The organism is Sphingobium agri, assembly GCF_023051225.1.
Classification (GTDB): domain Bacteria; phylum Pseudomonadota; class Alphaproteobacteria; order Sphingomonadales; family Sphingomonadaceae; genus Sphingobium; species Sphingobium agri.
In genome coordinates this window covers 39,564-59,667 of sequence record NZ_JALKHS010000001.1, presented here as the reverse complement: position 1 = coordinate 59,667, position 20,104 = coordinate 39,564, and the positions used below count along the sequence as shown (strand labels likewise).

At 62.6% G+C, this 20,104-nt stretch carries 21 protein-coding genes; 14 read left to right on the top strand and 7 right to left on the bottom strand.

Annotated elements, in window-relative coordinates:
- The first annotated feature begins 176 nt into the window (after positions 1 to 176).
- The 6 genes from MU848_RS00300 to MU848_RS00275 all read left to right on the top strand — a co-directional run bounded on the left by MU848_RS00300 (position 177) and on the right by MU848_RS00275 (position 4,311).
- Positions 177 to 1,127, top strand: coding sequence for an alpha/beta hydrolase (locus MU848_RS00300; RefSeq protein ID WP_247229422.1), 951 nt, complete (start codon positions 177 to 179; stop codon positions 1,125 to 1,127).
- Positions 1,128 to 1,238: 111 nt separating this feature from the next.
- Positions 1,239 to 1,721 carry an Lrp/AsnC family transcriptional regulator gene (locus MU848_RS00295; protein WP_097093352.1) on the top strand — a complete coding sequence of 161 codons (483 nt, stop codon included), beginning with the start codon at positions 1,239 to 1,241 and terminating at the stop codon, positions 1,719 to 1,721.
- A complete protein-coding gene (locus MU848_RS00290; RefSeq protein WP_097093353.1) occupies positions 1,718 to 2,209 on the top strand; it encodes an Lrp/AsnC family transcriptional regulator in 492 nt (163 codons plus the stop codon). Before MU848_RS00295 ends, MU848_RS00290 begins: the two co-directional genes overlap by 4 nt.
- A 72-nt stretch (positions 2,210 to 2,281) precedes the next feature.
- Positions 2,282 to 2,788 (top strand): nuclear transport factor 2 family protein, encoded by a 507-nt coding sequence (locus MU848_RS00285; RefSeq protein ID WP_097093354.1) that lies wholly within the window; start codon positions 2,282 to 2,284, stop codon positions 2,786 to 2,788.
- Positions 2,789 to 2,910: 122 nt separating this feature from the next.
- The gene (locus tag MU848_RS00280; RefSeq protein WP_315862399.1) at positions 2,911 to 3,711 is read left to right on the top strand and encodes a glucose 1-dehydrogenase; all 801 of its coding nucleotides are present in this window, start codon (positions 2,911 to 2,913) and stop codon (positions 3,709 to 3,711) included.
- 42 nt (positions 3,712 to 3,753) lie between these two features.
- Entirely contained in the window at positions 3,754 to 4,311 is a 558-nt protein-coding gene (locus MU848_RS00275) for a carboxymuconolactone decarboxylase family protein (RefSeq protein ID WP_176502303.1), read from the top strand.
- 211 nt (positions 4,312 to 4,522) lie between these two features.
- Here the strand turns inward: MU848_RS00275 and MU848_RS00270 are convergent, their stop codons facing one another.
- Positions 4,523 to 5,335: an EthD family reductase gene (locus tag MU848_RS00270; RefSeq protein ID WP_247229420.1), complete on the bottom strand. Its 813-nt coding sequence runs from the start codon at positions 5,333 to 5,335 to the stop codon at positions 4,523 to 4,525.
- A 20-nt stretch (positions 5,336 to 5,355) separates the two neighbouring features.
- Positions 5,356 to 6,144, bottom strand: a complete 789-nt coding sequence (locus MU848_RS00265; RefSeq protein WP_097093640.1) for an SDR family oxidoreductase — start codon at positions 6,142 to 6,144, stop codon at positions 5,356 to 5,358.
- 276 nt (positions 6,145 to 6,420) lie between these two features.
- On the opposite strand from MU848_RS00265, the gene MU848_RS00260 reads away from it, so the two are divergent.
- Positions 6,421 to 7,290: an LLM class flavin-dependent oxidoreductase gene (locus MU848_RS00260; RefSeq protein ID WP_247229418.1), complete on the top strand. Its 870-nt coding sequence runs from the start codon at positions 6,421 to 6,423 to the stop codon at positions 7,288 to 7,290.
- On the opposite strand, the gene MU848_RS00255 is transcribed toward MU848_RS00260, so the two are convergent.
- A complete protein-coding gene (locus MU848_RS00255) occupies positions 7,284 to 8,375 on the bottom strand; it encodes a helix-turn-helix transcriptional regulator (protein ID WP_247229416.1) in 1,092 nt (363 codons plus the stop codon). The two genes, MU848_RS00260 and MU848_RS00255, sit on opposite strands and share 7 nt — an antisense overlap.
- A gap of 78 nt (positions 8,376 to 8,453) precedes the next feature.
- Between MU848_RS00255 and MU848_RS00250 the strand changes: the two genes are divergently transcribed.
- From MU848_RS00250 to MU848_RS00220, 7 genes are all read left to right on the top strand, one after another.
- Positions 8,454 to 9,083: a nuclear transport factor 2 family protein gene (locus tag MU848_RS00250; protein ID WP_097093359.1), complete on the top strand. Its 630-nt coding sequence runs from the start codon at positions 8,454 to 8,456 to the stop codon at positions 9,081 to 9,083.
- A gap of 5 nt (positions 9,084 to 9,088) precedes the next feature.
- Positions 9,089 to 10,162, top strand: a complete 1,074-nt coding sequence (locus MU848_RS00245; RefSeq protein ID WP_247229415.1) for an alkene reductase — start codon at positions 9,089 to 9,091, stop codon at positions 10,160 to 10,162.
- A gap of 38 nt (positions 10,163 to 10,200) precedes the next feature.
- A complete protein-coding gene (locus MU848_RS00240) occupies positions 10,201 to 10,992 on the top strand; it encodes an SDR family NAD(P)-dependent oxidoreductase (RefSeq protein ID WP_247229414.1) in 792 nt (263 codons plus the stop codon).
- Positions 10,993 to 10,996: 4 nt separating this feature from the next.
- Complete coding sequence (locus MU848_RS00235) at positions 10,997 to 11,812, top strand: SDR family NAD(P)-dependent oxidoreductase (RefSeq protein ID WP_247229413.1); 816 nt, start codon at positions 10,997 to 10,999, stop codon at positions 11,810 to 11,812.
- A gap of 21 nt (positions 11,813 to 11,833) precedes the next feature.
- The gene (locus MU848_RS00230; protein WP_201516708.1) at positions 11,834 to 12,589 is read left to right on the top strand and encodes an SDR family NAD(P)-dependent oxidoreductase; all 756 of its coding nucleotides are present in this window, start codon (positions 11,834 to 11,836) and stop codon (positions 12,587 to 12,589) included.
- Positions 12,590 to 12,620: 31 nt separating this feature from the next.
- A complete protein-coding gene (locus tag MU848_RS00225; protein WP_247229412.1) occupies positions 12,621 to 14,084 on the top strand; it encodes an FAD-dependent oxidoreductase in 1,464 nt (487 codons plus the stop codon).
- A 99-nt stretch (positions 14,085 to 14,183) separates the two neighbouring features.
- A complete protein-coding gene (locus MU848_RS00220) occupies positions 14,184 to 15,680 on the top strand; it encodes a flavin-containing monooxygenase (protein WP_281494237.1) in 1,497 nt (498 codons plus the stop codon).
- Positions 15,681 to 15,862: 182 nt separating this feature from the next.
- On the opposite strand, the gene MU848_RS00215 is transcribed toward MU848_RS00220, so the two are convergent.
- The 4 genes from MU848_RS00215 to MU848_RS00200 all read right to left on the bottom strand — a co-directional run bounded on the left by MU848_RS00215 (position 15,863) and on the right by MU848_RS00200 (position 20,062).
- Positions 15,863 to 18,010 carry an oxidoreductase gene (locus MU848_RS00215; RefSeq protein WP_247229411.1) on the bottom strand — a complete coding sequence of 716 codons (2,148 nt, stop codon included), beginning with the start codon at positions 18,008 to 18,010 and terminating at the stop codon, positions 15,863 to 15,865.
- Between the two features lie 210 nt (positions 18,011 to 18,220).
- The gene (locus MU848_RS00210; protein ID WP_097093642.1) at positions 18,221 to 19,183 is read right to left on the bottom strand and encodes an aldo/keto reductase; all 963 of its coding nucleotides are present in this window, start codon (positions 19,181 to 19,183) and stop codon (positions 18,221 to 18,223) included.
- A 242-nt stretch (positions 19,184 to 19,425) separates the two neighbouring features.
- Positions 19,426 to 19,875 carry a TadE/TadG family type IV pilus assembly protein gene (locus MU848_RS00205; RefSeq protein WP_247229410.1) on the bottom strand — a complete coding sequence of 150 codons (450 nt, stop codon included), beginning with the start codon at positions 19,873 to 19,875 and terminating at the stop codon, positions 19,426 to 19,428.
- A 7-nt stretch (positions 19,876 to 19,882) separates the two neighbouring features.
- Positions 19,883 to 20,062 (bottom strand): Flp family type IVb pilin, encoded by a 180-nt coding sequence (locus MU848_RS00200; protein WP_247229409.1) that lies wholly within the window; start codon positions 20,060 to 20,062, stop codon positions 19,883 to 19,885.
- Positions 20,063 to 20,104: the final 42 nt, after the last annotated feature.

Sequence of the window (20,104 nt, the reverse complement as noted above, 5' to 3'; positions counted from 1 at the left end):
GCAAAAACAAATAGACGCAGGAATACCACCACAACAACGCGCAAAGAACGCGGTGGATTGCGTGAAGGAAGTAGTGAGAAGAACGCGCTGAAAACGAAAATAGGAAAATAGGAAAATAGGAAAATAGGAAAATAGGAAAATAGGAAAATAGGAAAATAGGAAAATAGGAGAGAAGAATGCGTGACCTGATCGAACCTAGCCTGTTGCCGGGGTTGGAATTCATGCCTGCGTTCGAGCTTACGGACGAGAGCCTGCCCGCGGTCCGCGCGGGGATGGAGCAGATGAGCGCGGCGGTGCCCGAGCCGGAAGGTAGCGGGGTTGAGTGGCGGGAAGAGCGGATCGCCGCGCTTGGCGGCCATGAACTGGTGGTGAGGGTATATCGCCCGTCTGATGCGGAAGGCGTGCTTCCGGCTGTCCTGCATATCCATGGCGGCGGTTATGTGATGGGATCGGTGGCGACCAATCACCTGTCCAACATCGAACTCGCGCGTTCCGCCTCCGCCCTCATCGTTTCGGTCGATTACCGGCTTGCGCCGGAGACGGTGGCACCCGGCGCGGTCGAGGATTGCTATGCCGCCCTGCAGTGGCTGCATGACAGCGCGGAGCAGTTGGGCATAGACCGGACGAGGATCGCCGTGCGCGGGGAGAGCGCGGGCGGCGGGCTGGCCGCGGCGCTGGCGTTGCTGGCGCGCGACCGGGGCGGCCCGGCGATCGCGCATCAGAACCTGATCTATCCCATGCTGGACGACCGCACCTGCATCACGCGGCTGCCTGCACATCTGGGCGCGTTCGTATGGACGCCGCAGGCCAACGCCTTTGGCTGGCGGAGCCTGCTGGGTCAGGAACCCGGATCGGCCGACATATCCCCCTATGCAGCGCCTGCACGGGCGGAGGATCTGGCCGGATTGCCACCCGCCTTCATCTGCGTGGGCGCGCTCGACCTCTTCCTCGTCGAGGACATGGACTATGCCCGGCGGCTGATCGAAGCGGGCGTCGCGGCCGAACTGCATGTCTATCCTGGCGCCTATCACGGTTTCGACGTGTTGCCAGATGCGCCGCCCGTTCTGCAGATGAAACGCGACGCCATTGCCGCCCTGCGCAAGGCGCTCCATCCTGCTGAAATATAGCAGGAGGAGCGGCGAAAAAATGAGCAAATAGCGGCGGTAACAGCATTGAGTCTGGTGCTGTGCGTAAGTGCGCGCTATCAAACCAGCTACATTTTTGAAGGCGGGGCAAGAATGCAGATCAGAAGCGGGCGGAAAACAACGCCGCCATCGCTGGATACGCTCGACACGAATATCATAGAGATACTTCGGACCAACGGCCGCGCGACCAACCAGGAAATTGCGGAGCGGCTTTCCGTCACCGCCGCCACTGTTTCAGCCCGGCTGCAGAAGATGGAAGATGCCCGCGCCATGCGGGTGGTGGCCGTCACGGATTTTGCAGCCCATGGCTATAATGTGATCATCGCCCTGGGGGTCAAGGTCCAGGGCCGCAGCGTTCAGGATGTCGGTCAGGAACTCGCCGCCATTCCCGAAGTGCTGAGCGTGAACATCATGAGCGGCGAACATGATGTGGAGTTGCTCGTCGCGCTGCGTGACTTTGGCGAGGTCCAGCAGATGCTGTTCGATCGCATTGCCAGCGTCGATGGGGTCATTCACATAAGGTCGGGGGTGGCGGTGGACATCGTGAAATATGAATTCAACGTGGTGCCGCTGTGACGGGGAAGGCTGACTGGGCGCGCCTGGACAAGCTGGATCAGGGCATTGTCGAAAAGCTTGCCCGTGACGCGCGTATTTCGAACCGGGCGATCGCCGCGGAATTGGGTGTTACCGAAGGCACGATCCGCACGCGCGTCAAGCGGTTGCAGAATGAGGGGTTGATCCAGTTCACGGTCGTCACCGATTTCCGCATGGCAGGATCGCCCAATCTTTGCATGATGGGCATCGACGCCGACCCGTCGCAAGTGTCCGAACTGGCGCGCAGCCTGTCGGACCTTGAGGAAATCACATGCGTCATCGTGCTGCTCGGCCGTTACAGCCTGCTGGCGATGGGCCTGTTCACCAACATCGAGCAGTTGAACGATCTGGTGACGGAGCGCATACGGCCGATGCCGGGGGTGCAGCGCGTCGAAACGTCGGTGTCCGTCCATAACCTCAAATATGAGGCCGGTATCGCCAAGATCACGCGGGACGTCGTCGCAGGCTAGAAAAAACGAGCCGGTCAGCCATGGTCTGACCCTTTCGCGAAAAACAGGGGGCCAAGCCCCAAGGAGAGTATCATGTCGATCAATCTGGAAGAACTAGCCGCGCGTGTCACGGCACTGGAAGATGTCAGCGCAATCCGCCAGCTGAAGGCGCGCTATCTGCGCGCCTGCGACCTGAAGCTGGTTGATGAACTGCGCGAGACGTTCCTGCCGCAGGGCATCAGGCTGGATTACCAGAATTTCCCGCTGTTCACCGATCGTGACGAATTCATCGCCATATTCCAGAAGATGGCGATGGGGGGCGGTGTCTATGACATCCACCATGCGACGAACGCGGACATAGAATTGATCAGCCCCGATGAGGCGCGGGGGCGCTGGTCGCTCAATTTCCGCACGATCATCCTTGCGACCCGTTCGGTCACACGGCTCGCGGTGGAATATCAGGACGTCTATCGCAAGCAGGACGGCCGCTGGTGGATTGCAGAGTCGGTCAGCCGCATCACGTCGATCCTGACCGAAGAGATCGGGGAGGACGGCACGCCGCGCTATGTGGCGTTGGGTGAACTGCCCGGCGCTTCCTGATGCCCTGAAGGGGGAGACCCTTGATTCCAGTTGCCCTCGATCCTGCCGGGGTTTATCCACGCGTATAGAGCCGCCGACGCGGAAAAGAACGCAGTTATGCGTAACGGTCGGCGGGATAAGCGATGGAGAGGCAGGACTCGATGGGCCGTTTGCAGGGCAAGGTTGCAATCATCACAGGCGGCGCTCGCGGCATGGGTGCCGCGACAAGCCGCCTGTTCGCCGAGGAAGGCGCGAAGGTCGCGATTACCGACGTGCTGGAGGAAGATGGCGCGCAACTGGCCGCCGAGCTGGGGGACGCCGCACGCTTCTACCGCCATGATGTGACGAGCGAGGAAGGCTGGGCCGATCTGGTCCGGACGGTCGAAGCGGACCTTGGCCCCGTCGACATATTGGTCAATAATGCGGGCATCCTGCTGTTCCGCACTTTGCTGGACACGACGCTGGCCGATTATGAGCGTGTGTTGAAGGTCAACCTGACTGGTGAGTTTCTAGGGATCAAGGCTGTCGCGCCGGGCATGATCGCGCGGGGCAAAGGGGCGATCGTCAATATCTCGTCGGTTGATGGGATGAAGGGCGCCAACGGCCTTGCCGCCTATTCGTCGAGCAAATGGGGCGTCCGCGGGCTGACGCGGGTCGCTGCGCTGGAGCTTGGCCATCGGGGCATACGCGTCAATTCGGTGCATCCAGGCGGCGTGGACACGGTGATGACCAACCATGACGGTTCCACGCGCGAGAAGGTCAATGAGCGCTTCGGCAATGTGCCGCTTCAGCGCGTTGGTGCGCCGGAAGAGGTCGCGCGCGCGACATTGTTCCTGGCGAGCGACGAGGCTTCCTATCTCGCCGGGGCGGAGATCGCCGTCGATGGCGGCATGCTGACCGGCCAATATTATGTGCAGTTCCCTGGCGCGCCGGGGGTCGATTGAACAGCGAACGGTGAACAAGATAGCGACATAAGGAGAGATGCCATGATCCGTATCGACTTACCCGAGCAGGACGCCGCCGATCCCTATGGCTACGCATCGCGTAATTATGCGCGCGAGATCATGGCGGCAGCAGGAGGCTTTTCGAAGGCGGTCTATCAGCACAGCCTGTTGTCGCTGCGCGAGTTCGAGGGTGCACGGTCGCGCACGGCGCAGATCAATGGTTGCGTGATCTGTCAGCAGTTTCGGGCGGCGCGGGATGCGCAGTCGATGTTTGCCGCGTCCGGGCAACGGCCCGCGCATACGGTCGCCGACAATGGGCCAGCGCCGGATGAGGAGTTTTACGCGGCGGTCGAGAATTGGCGGACATCACCTCTGTTCAGCCCGCGCGAGCGGACGGCGATCGAATTTGCCGAGCGTTTTGCGCAGGAGCCCAAATCCATCGCCCAGGATGAGGATTTCTGGGCACGGGCGCATGCGCTGTTTTCCGACGAGGAGATCGTGGACCTGGCGCATAGTGTTGCGGCCTGGGTTGGACTGGGTCGGGTGGCACATGTGCTGGGGTTCGACAGCGTGTGTCTGCCTTTTGCCGAGGTGGCGTGAGTTTAGCGCCTACCCATTTTTAATGAACGGAGTGTTTTAAGTACGTGCTCCCTCTCCCCTTTAGGAGAGAGGGGCAGTGCGGGGAGAGCGCTATTATTCTCCCCCTCTCCCGGCTTCGCGTCGCTCGCCACCTCGGCCAGAGTCACGTGCCTCTCGCCGACCCCTAAAGGGGAGAGGGGAGTTTTCGCTAAGGCCTGCGAAACCCGACCGATTAACCGAGATTGCCGGGCTCAGCGTGGAGGATCATCGGATCGCCGGTATGCGCGGCCCAGATCGCGTCGCGGCGCACGATACGCCATCCTTCGGCACGCCGTTCCCATTGGTCGACATATTCGCCATTGGAATCAAAGATCGGGCCAGCCGGGTCGTCCATCCGCTGGTGCCGGGCCTGCACATAGGAACGGCTCGTCGCGCGATCGCCTTCGACGTCTACCAGGATGCTGCCGATCAGATGCTGGGTGCCGCCGCAGCGGTCGAGAAAACGGCGCATGTTGGTGGTGAGCGCCGCCATGCCACGCTGATCGCCGCCCGTGCCATAATCGAAGCTGAGATCATCGGCGAAGACATCGCTCAAGCGATCCCATTGCTTGTTGTCGAGGATGCGGGCGAAGCGGGACAAGCCGCGCATGATCTCCCGTTCGTCCAGCAGCGCCTGAGGTGTGATGGCCTTGGCCATGTCCGCGCCCTTTTCATCGACCACCATCATGCGGGTTGCCGCACGATCCAGGAAATTTTCCTCATCCTGCGCGATTTGCCGGGCGATGTCCTCTTGCGCGGCGGCCGCGGTGAAGCGGTCATAGGCGGCGCGGTCGGCAAGCCATATTTCGGTGATGACGTCGAAGTCGATGGGGGCGGCTCCAGGAAACAGGAACGCGCCCTCCAGTTCGACATAGTTGCGGCGATAATCGACTATGCCCGGCAGCAGGCGCCGGATCAGGGGCGCGTGCTGCCTTTCATAATAGTCGATGAACGCTTCGCGGGAGAGATCCGGCCTGCGCCTGAGCAGTGCGATGCATTTGAACATCGGCCACCTCCCTTAAAGGATCAGGGCGCCATCCACTGGCCGCCATTGACGTCGAGCGAAGCGCCGCTGACGACGCGCGAATAGTCCGAGATCATCATCAGGACGGCGCGGGCGCAGTCATCTTCCGGCGGGATGATGCCGATCGGGATGTTCTTGGTAACGCCAGCGACCACATCCTCGCGCTTGAACCCGGCGTCGACCTGCGACGCGATGAAACCTTCGACCGGCTCGCCATGAATCCAGCCCATGCGGCAGGTGTTGACGCGGATGCCGTGGCGGCCAAGATCGCTGGCCATATATTTGCCCAGGGTATTGAGCGCGCCCTTTGCCACTGCATAGGGCATCTCCATGCCGCCTTCGTGGCCATAGGGGTTGACCGACGCCATGGTGGACACGTTCACGACTGCGCCGCCGTCGCGCAGATAGGGGATGCAGGCGCGAGTGAGGCGGAGGGCGCCGACGCAGTTGACGTCGAACGCCTTCGTGAAGTCGCCAATGTCGGCATTGTCGACGAAGCACCAGTCGCCATGATAATAAGCGCTGTTGACGAGGCCATGGACCCGGCCGCCAAATTCCGCGGCGGCGCGTTCTGCCAGCGCCTTGCACTGACCCTCATCGCTGACGTCGCAGGCGACGGCGATCGCCTTGCCACCCTTTGCCGTGATGTCGGCGCACACTTCATCGAGAAAGGCCTGGTTGCGGGCGGCGAGGACGACGCTTGCGCCTTCGGAGGCGGCGATGCGGGCCAGCGCCTGGCCCATGCCGGGGCCGACGCCGCTGACGATCACGACTTTGTCCTTCAGCAACATCCTCTTTCCTTTCTCATTGCTTGCGCGGCCGATCCGCGAAATCCGGTCGGCAGCTTTGCGGCGCAGGATAAGAGAAAAAAACATTTGTTCAATGCGCTTTTTGCGGGAAGCGCCCGCTTCTATTCGGGATATGCGTAGCGGCAGGCGGAATCGCGCACGAAAGAGATTGCCGCCGCTGTTGACTGTATTTTCCGCCGAAGGGATAAGGTGAGGAGCACCCGGCGCTAGCAAGCAAAGCCGCCGCGGATGAATAAAGCGAGATGGAAGGAGAGGGCGATGCGCTTTCATTTGGGCGAATCGATGACCGCGATCAACTATTACGCGCCGCTTGCCAAGGCGGCGGAAGCGGCGGGCTATGCGGGCTTCACGGTGCCCGACAGCCTGATCTACCCGAAAAGCTCTGGCACCAAATATAGCTATACCGACGATGGCGGGCGCGAATTCCTGGAGAACAAGCCGTTCCTGGAGTCGTTCATCCATGTGACCGCGATGCTCGCCGCGACCGAGAAGCTGGAGGTCACGACCAACGTCGTGAAGCTGCCGGTGCGCCCGCCGCTCTATGTCGCGAAGATAGTGGCATCGATCGAGGCGCTCTACGACAACCGCTTCAACTTTGGCGTGGGCCTGAGCGTTTGGCCTGAGGATTATGAGGTCATGGGCGTGGCATGGGAAGGGCGCGGCAAGCGCTTCGACGAGTGCATCGACATCGTGCGCGGCCTCACCAATGGCGGCTATTTCGAATATCATGGCGAGTTTTTCGATCTGCCGCCGGTAAAGCTCAATCCTGTCCCGACCAAGCCGGTGCCGATCCTGATCGGTGGCCATTCCGACGCGGCGCTGAAGCGGGCGGCGCGCAATGATGGCTGGATGTTCGCAGGCGGCGGAATGGACATGATGCTGCCGATGCTGGATAAGCTGTCCACCTATCGCGAGGAACTGGGGCGCAAGGACGCACCGTTCCGCATCTTCGGTTCGGCGATGGGGGGTGCCGATCTGGATATGATCCGGCGGCAGGAAGATGCGGGCGTGACCGATGTCGTCGCTTCTTTCCGCAACCTTTATGCGGTGGAAGAGGACAGCCAGCCTCTGCAGGAAAAGATCGACGATCTCAACCGCTTCGCCGACGATATCATCGCCCGCTATTGATCGGCTTGCCCGCCGCCCTGGCGCAATTCGCGCCAGCGGCTCGGCGATGATCCGGTCCATTGCTGGAAGGCGCGGCGGAAGGCGCCTGTGTCGCTGAACTGCGTCCGGCGACCGACTTCGGTGATGGTGAGGCGGGGATCGTCCAGCAGCCGGGTGGCGAGGGCGCGCCGTGCCTCGGTCTTGAGCTGGACGAGGGACGTGCCTTCATCGGCCAGGCGTCGCTTCAGCGTGGCGACGCTGATGCTGAACTGGCGCGCGAGCCTGGACGCGGTGGCGGGCGCTTCGCCACTGGCGAGCATCGCGCTGAAGAGATGCTGGATGCGTTCCGACAGCGGGGCATCCAGCGACTGAGGCTGTTCGACGTCGAAAGGGAAGCGTTCGAGCAGATGCTCAAGCTCATGATGGCTGCGCAGCACCGGGCGGTCGAGATAGCTGGCGGGGAAGCGCAGGCTGTTTTCGGGCGCGCCATGCTGCATGGGGACGGGCATGAGGTAGGAAATGGTCTGCTCGTCCAGCAGGGGCGGATAGCGCATCGCCGCGCCCAGTAGCGGAATATCCTCACCGATGAGCCAGCCGAACAGGCGGTAGTAGGTAGAGAGGCCCGCAAGGTCCGACACATAGGCGCTCGCATTGCGGATTTTACGCGGCGTGGCCATGTCCAGACGCGCGACCCCGTCATCGACCTTCAGCCGCAGTCGACCGGCGCGCGGGCCGATAAGGGCGGAAAAGCGATCCGTGCGCTCGATCACGTCCGCCAATGTGCGGCAGGTGATGATGCAGTGGCACAGCATGTCCACCCCTTCCTTCGTCAGCGGCTCGCGTCCTTCCTGCCGCGCCGCCTGCGCGTCCAGAGCCCAGGTGCAATGGGCATAGAGGCGGGTGAAGTCATCCTGGACAACCCCGCGCTGCGCGGCGGCTCCCCCGATCGGCGGCCCAATGAGATGGGCGAGGCTCGCCTGCCGCAGTAGCTCTGCCGGATCGACGCCGATCTCCTCGACCAGCCGCAGCAGATCGCGGGCGATGGCGACCGGAACGCGGGTCGCGACCGGGCGGGACAGATGTTTGGTGTTGAGCCTTTTTGTCATGACCTTTGAGCTATTTTGGCATTTTCAGAACCAAGGGGATAGCGGAAACAAGCGGTCCAACGAGAAAGGATCGAGAGGGTGGCGGACGAGAGCCTGATTGCGCGGATAGACCGACTGGAATCGCTGGATGCGATCCGGCAACTGGCCGCGAAATATTCCCTGGCGCTGGACATGCGCGACTCCGATGCCTGGGTGAACCTGTTCCCCGAAGATGTGAAGGTCGGCGGCGGCAAGCAGGGCCGCAAGGCGCTGCGCGACTGGTTCGACGAAACCCATTCGATGCAGTTCGACGGCACGTCCCACCATATTGGCGGGCATGTCATCGATTTCGACGATCCGGACCATGCGCAGGGCGTCGTCTATTCCAAGAATGAGCATGAGACGGGCGCCGAATGGGTCATCATGCAGATGATGTATTTCGACAAATATGAGCGGATCGAAGGCCGCTGGTACTTCCGCCGCCGCCTGCCGCTTTATTGGTACGCGACCGACCTCAACAAGCCGCCGATTGGCGATCGCAAGATGCGCTGGCCCGGCGTGCAGCCCTATCATGGCAGCTTCCACGACCTGTTCCCGAGCTGGAAAAGCTATTGGGACCGTCTGGGGCAGCCGCATGACGGCCCGGTCGAAGCGCCCGCTCCGCTGGAAAAATTCATCGAAACGATGCGTCGGGGCGCGCCGCTGCCCAAGCCGCGCGTGCGGAGTTGATTGCCATGACGGATATTTTCTCACCCGTGACGCTGGGTGACATTGCGCTGTCCAACCGGATCGTCATGGCGCCGATGACCCGCGACCGGGCGGGGCCGGGCGACGTGCCGACCGACATCATGGTCGAATATTACCGCCAGCGCGCCAGTGCCGGGTTGATCGTGACGGAGGGGACGCAGCCGTCGCCCACGGGCAAGGGATATTGGCGCACGCCTGGCATCCATAGCGAAGCGCAGGTCGAAGGCTGGCGCAAGGTTGCCGACGCTGTCCATGGCGCGGGCGGAAAGATCGTCATGCAGTTGATGCATGTCGGCCGTGCTGCCGTGCAGGCGAACAAGGATGCGGACGCGGAAACCGTTTCGCCGTCAGCCATTCAGTGCCCGGACAAGATTCCCGGACCCGATGGCGTTCCGGTGGAAACGGTCGTGCCGCGCGCGCTGGAAACCGACGAAATTCCCGGCGTCATCGCCGAATATGTGAAGGCTGCCCGCAACGCGATCGCGGCTGGTCTGGACGGGATAGAACTGCATTGCGCCAGCGGATACCTGCCGATGCAGTTCCTTTCTTCGAACAGCAACCAGCGCACGGACCGCTATGGCGGATCGGTCGAGAACCGCATCCGTTTCGTGGTCGAGTTGTTGCAGGCACTTGCCGCAGCCGTGGGTGCGGGCCGGGTCGGTTTCCGCATCTGTCCCGGCGTCAAGTTCAACGGCATGGACGATGCGAACCCGCATGAAACCTATGCGGCATTGCTCAGGGCCATCGATGGCCTGGGCCTTGCCTACTGCCATTTGATCCACATTCCGCTGGAGGGGCAGGACGCGCTCGACCTGGTTCGCGACAATTGGAGCGGCCCGCTGATCGAGAATGGTGGCCTCAACCTGGAAAAGGCGTCTGCCGTGATTGCGGAGGGCAAGGCGGAGGCAGTGTCCTTCGGCTATCTCTACATCGCCAATCCCGATCTGGTCGAACGTTTCCAAACGGGTGCGGCGCTCAACAAGGCGAATCGCGCCAATTTCTACACCGGGGATGGCGACGATCGGATCGGCTATCTGGATTATGCGCTGCTGGACGCCTGAAGCGTCGAGAAACATCACAAGAATATAGGAGAGCTAAAATGGCAAAGCTGCTGGAAGGGCGCACGGCGCTCGTCACCGGGGGCGGGCAGGGCGTGGGGCAGGGCATCGCCCGCGCGCTGGCCCACGCCGGTGCGAATGTCGCGATCGCTCAGCGCAAGGCTGATCAGGGCGAGGAAGAAGCGCAATATCTGCGCGACACGCATGGGGTGGACGCCTTTTTCATCCGCACCGATGTGACGCAGCGCGCCGAGGTGGAAGCCATGGTTGAGGCGGTCCACCAGCGGTTCGGACGGCTCGACATATTGGTCAACAATGCTGGAGCCAGCTTCCCCAAGCGGATCGAAAAGCATAGCGACGAGGACATGGAGGGTTCCTTCGCGCTCAACTATTATGCCGTGTTCTGGGCGATGAAGGCGGCTTTCCCGATCATGAAGGCGCAAGGCTATGGCCGCGTGATCAACCTGGGGTCGCTGAACGGCGTCAATGCGCATATGTTCACCGTCGCCTATAATGCCAGCAAGGAAGCGATGCGGGCGCTGACCCGGACTGCGGCGGTGGAATGGGGGCCGCACGGCATCACCTGCAACACCATCTGTCCTTCGGCGACGAGCCCGCAGGCGCGCGACTATTTCGCCGCCAACCCGGAAATGACGCAGGCGATCCTGCAGCAGGTTCCGGCAGGCCGATTTGGCGATGCGGAAAAGGATATCGGCCCGGTCGCCGTCTTCCTGGCCAGCGAAGGCGGCGGCTATATGAGCGGCAACACCCTCTTTGCCGATGGTGGCGCGCAGGTGAACGGCGTCGCCTGGCGGCCTGAAGTAGAGGATTGATCCCATGGAAGGGCTGAAGGGAAAGCGCGCGGTCGTGACGGGCGGCGCGCAAGGGATTGGCGCTGCCATCGCGCGCCGTCTTGCCGCGGAAGGCGCAACGGTCGCGGTGCTGGACCTGGATGCGGCGGCGGCTGGCGCAGTGCTGCCCGCGCCGCATGTCGGCATCGCTTGCAACGTGGCGGACACGGCGTCGGTGGACAGGGCCTTTGCCGAGGTGAAGCAGGCGCTGGGCGGCGTTGATGTGCTGGTCAACAATGCCGGGCGGGGTAGCGCGGCGGGCGACGGCATGGACCGCTATTATGCGGCACAGGCGGAGAGGGCGGAGCAGATCGCGCGTGGCGAGGAGCCGACCACCTTTGTCGACCAGACCATCCATTGCGGGGATGATGGCTGGTCGGGCGTGCTGGCGGTGACGCTGGACGGTACGTTCAAATGCAGCCGGGCTGCGGTTCGGCTGATGGCGGAGCAAGGCACCGGCGGCAACATCGTCAACATCGGATCGACGTCCGGCGTAAAGGGCGATGGACCTATCCCCTATTGCGCGGCGAAGGCAGCGGTGCTGGGCATGACGAGGGCCATGGCCCGGGAGCTTGCCGATCGCGGTATCCGAGTGAATGCGGTCAATCCCGGCGCTACCGAAACGCCGATCTATGCAACCTTGCCTGCCGAGATGAAGGACATGATCGCCGCCGACAGCCTGATGAAGCGTCTTGCCCATCCGGACGAGATCGCCGGGGCGGTGGCGTTTCTGGCCGGGGATGACGGCAGCTTCGCCACCGGGAGCATCGTGACGGTGAACGGCGGGGCCTATTTCACATAACAAGGCTGATGGGAGCAGGACATGAAGGCACTGGAAGGCAAGGCAGCGATCGTAACAGGCGGCGCGCGCGGGGTGGCCAAGGGTGTGGCGACCGCCTTCGTCAAGGCGGGTGCGCGTGTTCTGATCGTCGACCGGGAGGAGGAGCTTGGCCGCGCGACCGAGGCCGAGCTGCGCGCTCTGGGCGGAGAAGCGCATTTCCTGGCGGTTGATCTGGCGCAGCGAGCCGAGTTACCGAAGATCGTCGAGGCGGCGATCGGCCATTTCGGCGGGCTTGATGTGCTGGTGAACGCGGCGCAGGCTTCGCGCCAGTTGCCGCTTGCCGAGACGACTGACGAGGCCATGGAGGTCGCGTTCGACACGGGCTTCTGGCCGACCTTCGTGTTGATGCGCGAGGCCTATCCGCATCTGGTTAGAGCCAAGGGATCCGTCATCAACTTCGCGACTGGCGCGGCGTTTGATGCGATCCCGACGCAGGGCTCCTACTGCGCGGCGAAGGAAGCGATCCGCGCCATTTCCAAGATCGCTGCCAGCGAATGGGGTGCGGAAGCGGTGCGGGTGAACATCATCTGCCCGTTCGCCAATTCTCCGGGCGTGATGGCGTGGAAGGAATGGGCGCCCGCCGATTATGATACGCAGATCAACAAGGTTTCCTTGAAGCGCATTGGCGATTGCGAAAAAGACATTGGAGCAGCCGCCGTATTCTTGGCAAGCGATGCGGCAGGCTATATCACCGGGCAAACGCTGATGGTGGATGGGGGGCAGACAAAGGCTTTCTGATACCGATCGCACAAGGAGAGGACAGTCTTTCGTGGCCGACATTTCGCTTCATCGCCCCTATCCCGCCAGCAAGGTTGAACGGTGGGATTTCGAAACCGACGTCGCGGTTATCGGCTTTGGCGCGACGGGTGCATGCGCGGCGATCGAAGCGGCAGCCGGTGGTGCGCGGGTCATGCTGTTTGAACGGGGTTCGGGCAGCGGCGGGGCGTCGGCGCTGTCGGGCGGCGAAATCTACATCGGCGGTGGCGGCGGCACGGATGCTCAGCGCGCGGCGGGGTTCGAGGACAGCACGGAGGATTTGGCCGCCTATCTGAAGGCGGCAGGCGGGCCGTGCGCGGATGAAGCGAAGTGCGACCTTTATGCGCGGGAATCGCTTGGCCATTATGCCTGGCTGAAGGAGCAGGGCATCCCCTATCGCGGCAACTTCCTGCCTGGCAAGCATATCGAGCCGACCGACGATTCCACGCTGATCTGGTCGGGGAGCGAGGCGGCATGGCCGTTCTGCGAGATCGCGAAGCCTGCGCCGCGCGGCCATGTGATCGCTCATATGGGCTGGGGCGGGGGTCGGCCGCTGGTCGATCTGCTGGAGGCTCGGGCAAAGGCGCTGGGCGTTGAAGTGACAACCGATGCGCGCGCCGTTGCGCTGGTGCAGGATGACGATCGGCGAGTGGTCGGCGTCATCGTGCGCATCGACAATGTCAATCGCTTCGTCCGTGCGGCAAAGGGCGTCATCCTCTGCACGGGCGGCTTTGCCTTCAACGAGGATATGCGGCGGCGCTATTGCCCCGACACGTTCAAGATCAGCAGCCCGATCGGCGATCAGGATGACGGCGTGGGCATCGAACTGGGCGTCAGCGCGGGCGGCGACGCCATCCATATGGAACAGTTCTTCACGACCTGTCCCTGGACCATGCCCGAACCGCAGGCGCATGGCGTGTTCGTCAACCAGATGGGCCAGCGCTTCATCAATGAGGATTGCTATCACGGCCGGGTCAGCCGCGTTGCCATCGACCAGATGGGCGACAGGGTCTATCTGCTGCTGGACATCGCTCATTTCGACGAGCCGCTGCCGATGGCGGGGATGACGATAGCGGGTACGGGCGACAGCTGGGAAGAAGTCGAGGCCGAGCTGGAAATGGCGCCGGGTACGCTCTCTGCCACCATGGCATTCTACAATGCGCATGCGCGGGAAGGGCGCGATCCGCTGTTCCACAAGCGCGCGCCGATCCTGACGCCGCTGGATCAGGGGCCGTTCGTGGCCCTGGAGCTGAATTTCGCGACCAGCTATTTCAGCTTCTTCACGCTGGGGGGCTTGAGGACCTCGACCGATGGCGAGGTGCTGGACCGGGCCGGTGCGCCGGTCGCTGGACTGTTCGCGGCGGGGCGCTGTACTTCGGGGCTGCCGGCATGGGGGCATGGTTATAGCTCTGGCCTCAGCCTTGCCGACTGCACCTTCTTCGGACGGCAGGCGGGGCGGAAGGCGTCGCGGGGGTGATCTTCGCCTGTTGGTGAGGGCCTGATCCATTTGAATGATGTGCGGCATTGCCGGTTGCGGCATCATGATGGTCAGGAACACAGCCAACAGGAGAGTGACTTGTCCATCGATCAGGGCCGCAAAGGCCTGCGCTTCGCCGTTATCGGAGCAGGCATGGCTGGCATCCTTGCCGCCATTCGCCTGCGCCAGGCGGGCGAGGATTTCACGGTTTTCGAAAAGGCCGGGCGGCTAGGCGGCACCTGGCGGGAAAACCGGTATCCGGGCCTGACCTGCGACGTGCCCGCGCACGCCTATACCTATAGTTTCGAGCCCTATGCGGAATGGGACGCCTATTATGCCAAGGGCGGCGAGATCCAGACCTATTTCGAGAAGACGGCGGAAAAATACGGCATCATGCCGCACGTCCGCTTCGACAGCGAAGTCGTGTCCACGGTATGGGACGAAGGCGCTGGCGTCTGGCGTCTGAGACTGATCACCGGTGAAGAGGTCGAGGCGGAGGTCGTCATCGCGGCTTCGGGCGTTCTGCACCATCCCAAGCTCCCCGATATCGAAGGGCTGGACAGCTTCGAGGGGCAGGCGTTCCACAGCGCCCGCTGGCAGGATGATGCGCTGGTCGACGGCGCGAGGGTGGGTGTGGTCGGCAACGGGTCCACCGGCGTGCAGATCGTCACCGCGCTGAGCAAGCGTGCATCGAAGCTGGTGCATTTCCAGCGCTCGCCGCAGTGGATCATGCCTGTCCCCTATTTCCAGTATAGCGAGGAAGAAAAGGAAGCCTTCCGCCGCGACCCTGCGCTGATCGAGGATATTCGCAACAACAAGGAATATTGGGACAGCATCTTCCGCTTCACCCATGCCATCACGGATACGCATGGTCCGGAGATCGCGGCGATCGAGCAAATCTGCCTCGATAATCTGGAGAACAGCATCCGCGATCCCGAGCTCAAGGAAAAACTGCGCCCCAATTATCGCGCGGCGTGCAAGCGGCTGATCTACAGCTGGTCCTATTATGACGCCGTGCAATCGCCGAACGTAGAGGTGGAGCGGAATCGCATCGCCCGCGTCGAGGCCAAGGGCGTGCGGATGGAAGACGGGCGGCTGCACGAACTTGATACGCTGGTGCTGGCGACCGGCTTCCATGCGGACCGCTTCATCCGCCCGACAACGGTTCTGGGCCGGGGTGGCGTTTCGCTGGACGATGTGTGGTCTGTTCGTCCGACTGCCTATTATGCCGTGACCATCCCAGGCTTTCCGAACTTCTTCATGTTGAATGGTCCGACCGGTCCTGTTGGCAACTTCTCCCTGATCGACATCGCAGAGAAGCAATGGGCCTATGTGGATCAGCTGATCGATCTGCTGCGATCGGGCGAGGCCCGGACGATCGAACCGAGCGCTGACGCTCACGCCGATTATGAGGAGCGGCGGATCGCGGCGGCGCGCACGACGATCTTCGGATCGGGTTGTAACAGCTGGTATCTGGATGCCACCGGCGTTCCGGCAAGCTGGCCCTGGAGCTATGAGGCATTTGCCGATGCCATGGCGGCTCCGGTGCTGACGGATTATCGAGTTGAGGCTGCGGCTGAACTGGTTGAGCGGTGAGGGGTTTTTAATCCACCAAATCCGTTCGGGCTGAGTTTGTAGAAGCTATTTACTTCTAAAAAAGTAAGGCCCTTCGACAGGCTCAGGGCGAACGGTTGTTGGGTGGTCTCGATAAGGGGCAGCTTAGATACAAAAAGGGGAGCGTTGCGGCGCTCCCCTTTTCTTTGAGCTTGAAGATCCGATCAGCGGCCCATGGCGGCCACGGCTTCGGCCGCACCACGGATTGCGCCTTCGATATAGGTTACGCCCGTGCCGTCGCCGACCTCCACCACATCATGGCCCTGCGCACGGAGCGCATTGGCAAGGGTGGAGTCGCCATGCGCGCCCATGGCCACCACCACATGATCGGCAGCAACGCTCTTATGCTCACCGTCTGCGCTGGTGAAGGTGACGCTGTTCTTGCCGATCGCGATGCCGCTCGCGCCGGGGAACATGGCCACGCCATGTTCGCGCAGTTCCGCCAGCAGGCGCATGCGGCGCACCAGCAGCAGGCCGCCGCCGAACCTGGGTGCTTCGCCGACAACCGTAACTTCACGGCCGCGTTCCATCAGGAATTCGGCCAGCTCAACGCCGACCAACTCGCCGCCGATGATCACGACGCGCTTGCCGAGCGGCATCCAAGCATGGGTCGCCTTGCGCACCAGATCGAGATTAGCGGTGGCGCCGGTCGCTGCGCCGAGCTTTGTCGCGACGCGGGTGGTCCAGCTGGTCTTGCGGCGGATTTCAGCAGAGTCCTCACCCAACATCATGCCGCGCAGATCGTCGCCCGACAGCACGAAGTCCTGATCATTGCCGGGGATCGGCGGCATGTCGCGCACGGCGCCGGTCGCGACGATGACCTTGTCGGGCTTCAGGCTGGCGATGAGGTCCGGGGTCGCGACAGTCTTCAGGCGCACATCGACCTTCGACTGACCGATCTGGTCGCGCAGCCAGTTGAGCAGCCGTTCATTGGGTTCATAGGCGAGCCCTGCGAAGCGCAGCGTGCCGCCCAGGCGATCGGATTTTTCAAGAAGCGTGACCTTCGCGCCCGCAAGGTCCAGCCTGCGCGCGGCTTCCATGCCGCCGGGGCCGCCGCCGATAACCACGACATGGCCGGGAACCTTGGCCGGGGACCAGTCGAGATCCTCATAACCGGTTTCCGACCGCACGGCGCAGCGCACCTGTTCGCGAAGATAGGCGGTGCTGACGCAGGTGTAGCAATAGATGCACGGGCGGATATCGGCCACCCGGCCTTCGGTCAGCTTGCGGGGCAGATCAGGGTCGGCGAGGAGCTTGCGACCCATGGCAAGGAAGTCGAACTCGCCCTGCGCCAGCCCCTTGTCACCACGATCGAGCTCGACCCGACCCGACGCGATCACGGGGATCGAAACCACCTTCCGGATTGCGGCGGCGGCTTCCAGGTTGAAGGCGGGCTCATGCGGGATGTTGGAACCCGAATGGAGCTTGCCCTGGCCGACGTCATGATAGGCAGTGACGGTAAGCGCGTCGGCACCGGCCGCTTCGATCATAGGCGCAAGTTCAAGCGCATGGTCGATGGTGATGCCGTTTTTGCCCAGCTCTCGTGAATCCATCTTCACCCAGACGGGGAAATCTGGGCCGACCGCAGCGCGCACCGCGCGCACCACCTCAAGGAGCAGGCGCGCGCGACCTGCCACGTCGCCGCCATATTCATCCTCGCGCGTATTGGTGTAAGGCGAAACGAAAGAGGAGAGCAGATAGCCGTGGCCACCGTGGATCTCCAGGCCGTCCATTCCAGCGCGCTTAGCGCGTAGCGCGGCGTCGGCGAACTGGCGGATCGCATGATCAATGTCGGCCTTCTCCAGCACCTTGATCTGCGGCACCACGCCTCCGGCGAAAGCGGCCATCTCTTCGGGCAGGAAAAAGTCTGGGAAGTCGCCCGCGAAGGGGGGCGGATATGCCGGAGCCCAGAGAGGATGCCCATCCTGCGCGCTGTGCCCGGCGACAAGGCCGCCATGGTGAAGCTGAGCAGCGATGCGCCCGCCTGCTGCATGGACGGCCTCTGTCAGCTTCGTCAGGCCGGGCAGGAAGCGATCGTCCGAGATGGCGGTCTGGTTTGGCTGGACCGCGCCTACCGGCCACGCGACGCCGGTCACGCCCATGATGATGAGGCCAGCGCCGCCCTTAGCCTGGGCAACATGATAGTCGATCAGGCGCTGGCCGACCGTACCGTCGGCTTCTGCCAGGCTGACGCCCATGGCGGTGACGATGATGCGGTTGGGAAGGGTGAGCGTGCCGATCTGGCCGGGCGTGGTGAGAGATGCAGGCGCTGCGCCCGAACGGGATTGTGAAAGGGCAGGGGCAGCAGTCATGAGAGTCTCCTAATTCGCCACATGCGTATGGTCTGCTCGTCTTTTACCGCCTTGTTCACTGTTAGTCAGGCGAAAATAACGGCGATCGCGTAAGAATTTGTACGATTCTTTCCCGATTGATCGATTCGCAAAAGAATGATCGGATCTGACAATAAAAAGGGGAGCGATCGTATCGATCGCTCCCCTTTCCATTCTTTCAGGCTTAGAAGATCAGCCGATCTTAAGCGCCGCCAGTTCGTCGGCCGACAGGGTGAGCGAGGCGGCCTTGACCGCTTCCTCGATACGGGCCGGGCTCGACGCGCCGAAGATGGGGATCACTTGCTGCGGCTGGTTCAGCAGATAGGCGAGCACGACGTCCGAAACGCTGACGCCATGCTTGGCGGCCACGTCCTTGGCAGCGGCCAGACGGTCCTTGTTGACCGGGTTGTCGTAGAAGCCCTGGAGATGCTCGGGCACTTCGCCCTTTTCAGCGAAGGCGAAGTAGCCGCGGCTCTGCGAGCAATAGGGGATGATGGCCAGGCCAGCGTCCTTGAGCTTGCCGCCATGATCTTCGAAATACATCTGGTAGCCCTGTGCCGTGGCAGCCTCTTCATTGGGCTTGGCGAGGCCCCAGAAGGGTTCGACGGCGACGAAGCCAGCCTTGCCGTTCGCCTTGGCATAGTCATTGGCTTCCAGCACGCGGGCGTCGGACCAGTTGGACGCGCCGAAATAACGGATCTTGCCCGCATTCTTGGCTTCGTTGAGGAAGTCGACCAGTTCGGCAACCGGGGTTTCCGGATTGTCCATGTGGACCCAGTAAAGGTCGATCGTGTCGACGCCGAGATGCTCAAGGCTCTCGTTCAGGTCGTTGCCGATGTCGGCCGGGTTGACGCGGTTGCGATAGTCGCCAGCGCGCATGTCGAAATGACCGCCCTTGGTCGCGACGATCACGTCTTCGCGCTTCTTGCCCTTCAGCCAGGCGCCGATGGCGCGCTCGCTGGCACCCTTGGGCGCGTCGGGCATCCAGTCACCATAGGAACGGGCGGTGTCGACGAAATTGCCGCCCAGCTCCAGGAACTTGTCGAGGATGGCGTTGCTGCGGTCCTGGTCGATCGACCAGCCGAGCATGTTGGTGCCATAGCACAGACGGCTGACCGAGAGGTCGGTATTGGCGAGCGTGACCTTTGAAAGCATGGCTAACTCCTGCATGGCGGCGTCTCTTGCGGGTGCAAAAGCGTGCCCTAAACTACCCCGCGAACCGGGACCGGATCGCATCCGAACTAGCGCTCAGCGCCGTTCCGGACATCCCGCAACGCACAGACAACCCTTGTTGCGCGCGTCATGGCGAGAGCGGACAGTTACGCAGCAGTTGGGGAAAAGGAAAGGGGGATTGTTCATATTCGTAGACGTTACGGAAGGGTGGAGCGCCAGGCCCGTCAATAGCTGCCGTTGGTGACGATGACGGTCGCGCCGAGCGTGGTCGAGGGCAACGGAATGAAGCTGGCATAGCGTATCAGCGGCGACCTGCTCATGTCGTAGCGGACCTGCACCTTGAACTGTCCTACGCCGTCGGGTTGCGCCTGAATGTCCGGCGCGCCTCCGGAGCCGAGCAGCGCGCCGTAGCCGTTGATCACTGCTTGGGCTCGGCTGCGCGCGAGGTCGGCGCGTTCGCTGCTGGAAAGGCCCGCCATCGCCGCCCTTGCTCCTTCGGCCGCGGCATGGCGCACGCCGAGCAGCGCGGAGAACCAGAAGGAATAGATGATGATCGCGAAGATGAGCATCAGCAGCGCTGGAGTGACGAGTGCGAACTCCAGCGCGGCTATGCCTTTCTGACAGTGGAGGAGCCGGAGCGCGGGCGTGCGGCTCCTCCTGCGGCGGGTGGTCATTGGCGGGTCAGCTGACGCTGTTGAACAGGGCGGTGAAGGCGCCCTTCAACCCATTGGTGAAGTCGGTCTGAAGCGCGGTGATCGCGGCCACGATCACGCCGCCCAGCACGGCATATTCCACCGCCGTCAGGCCCTTCTGGTCGCGTGCAAGCCGCTTCATGAACTTGCGTACCGGTTCGATCTTCATCGTCATTCTCCTCTTATCCCTCCGGTTGAAGATCGTCGGCGC

What these genes read in the sequence shown, in the direction of transcription:
- MU848_RS00285 (WP_097093354.1), top strand. Translation starts at nt 2,282, where the DNA reads ATGTCGATCAATCTGGAAGAACTAGCCGCGCGTGTCACGGCACTGGAA.
- MU848_RS00240 (WP_247229414.1), top strand. Translation starts at nt 10,201, where the DNA reads ATGGCAAAGCTGCTGGAAGGGCGCACGGCGCTCGTCACCGGGGGCGGG.
- MU848_RS00255 (WP_247229416.1), bottom strand. Translation starts at nt 8,375, where the DNA reads ATGACAAAAAGGCTCAACACCAAACATCTGTCCCGCCCGGTCGCGACC.
- MU848_RS00200 (WP_247229409.1), bottom strand. Translation starts at nt 20,062, where the DNA reads ATGAAGATCGAACCGGTACGCAAGTTCATGAAGCGGCTTGCACGCGAC.
- MU848_RS00210 (WP_097093642.1), bottom strand. Translation starts at nt 19,183, where the DNA reads ATGCTTTCAAAGGTCACGCTCGCCAATACCGACCTCTCGGTCAGCCGT.
- MU848_RS00235 (WP_247229413.1), top strand. Translation starts at nt 10,997, where the DNA reads ATGGAAGGGCTGAAGGGAAAGCGCGCGGTCGTGACGGGCGGCGCGCAA.
- MU848_RS00205 (WP_247229410.1), bottom strand. Translation starts at nt 19,875, where the DNA reads ATGACCACCCGCCGCAGGAGGAGCCGCACGCCCGCGCTCCGGCTCCTC.
- MU848_RS00280 (WP_315862399.1), top strand. Translation starts at nt 2,911, where the DNA reads ATGGAGAGGCAGGACTCGATGGGCCGTTTGCAGGGCAAGGTTGCAATC.
- MU848_RS00230 (WP_201516708.1), top strand. Translation starts at nt 11,834, where the DNA reads ATGAAGGCACTGGAAGGCAAGGCAGCGATCGTAACAGGCGGCGCGCGC.
- MU848_RS00245 (WP_247229415.1), top strand. Translation starts at nt 9,089, where the DNA reads ATGACGGATATTTTCTCACCCGTGACGCTGGGTGACATTGCGCTGTCC.
- MU848_RS00215 (WP_247229411.1), bottom strand. Translation starts at nt 18,010, where the DNA reads ATGACTGCTGCCCCTGCCCTTTCACAATCCCGTTCGGGCGCAGCGCCT.
- MU848_RS00260 (WP_247229418.1), top strand. Translation starts at nt 6,421, where the DNA reads ATGCGCTTTCATTTGGGCGAATCGATGACCGCGATCAACTATTACGCG.
- MU848_RS00275 (WP_176502303.1), top strand. Translation starts at nt 3,754, where the DNA reads ATGATCCGTATCGACTTACCCGAGCAGGACGCCGCCGATCCCTATGGC.
- MU848_RS00270 (WP_247229420.1), bottom strand. Translation starts at nt 5,335, where the DNA reads ATGTTCAAATGCATCGCACTGCTCAGGCGCAGGCCGGATCTCTCCCGC.
- MU848_RS00265 (WP_097093640.1), bottom strand. Translation starts at nt 6,144, where the DNA reads ATGTTGCTGAAGGACAAAGTCGTGATCGTCAGCGGCGTCGGCCCCGGC.
- MU848_RS00295 (WP_097093352.1), top strand. Translation starts at nt 1,239, where the DNA reads ATGCAGATCAGAAGCGGGCGGAAAACAACGCCGCCATCGCTGGATACG.
- MU848_RS00300 (WP_247229422.1), top strand. Translation starts at nt 177, where the DNA reads ATGCGTGACCTGATCGAACCTAGCCTGTTGCCGGGGTTGGAATTCATG.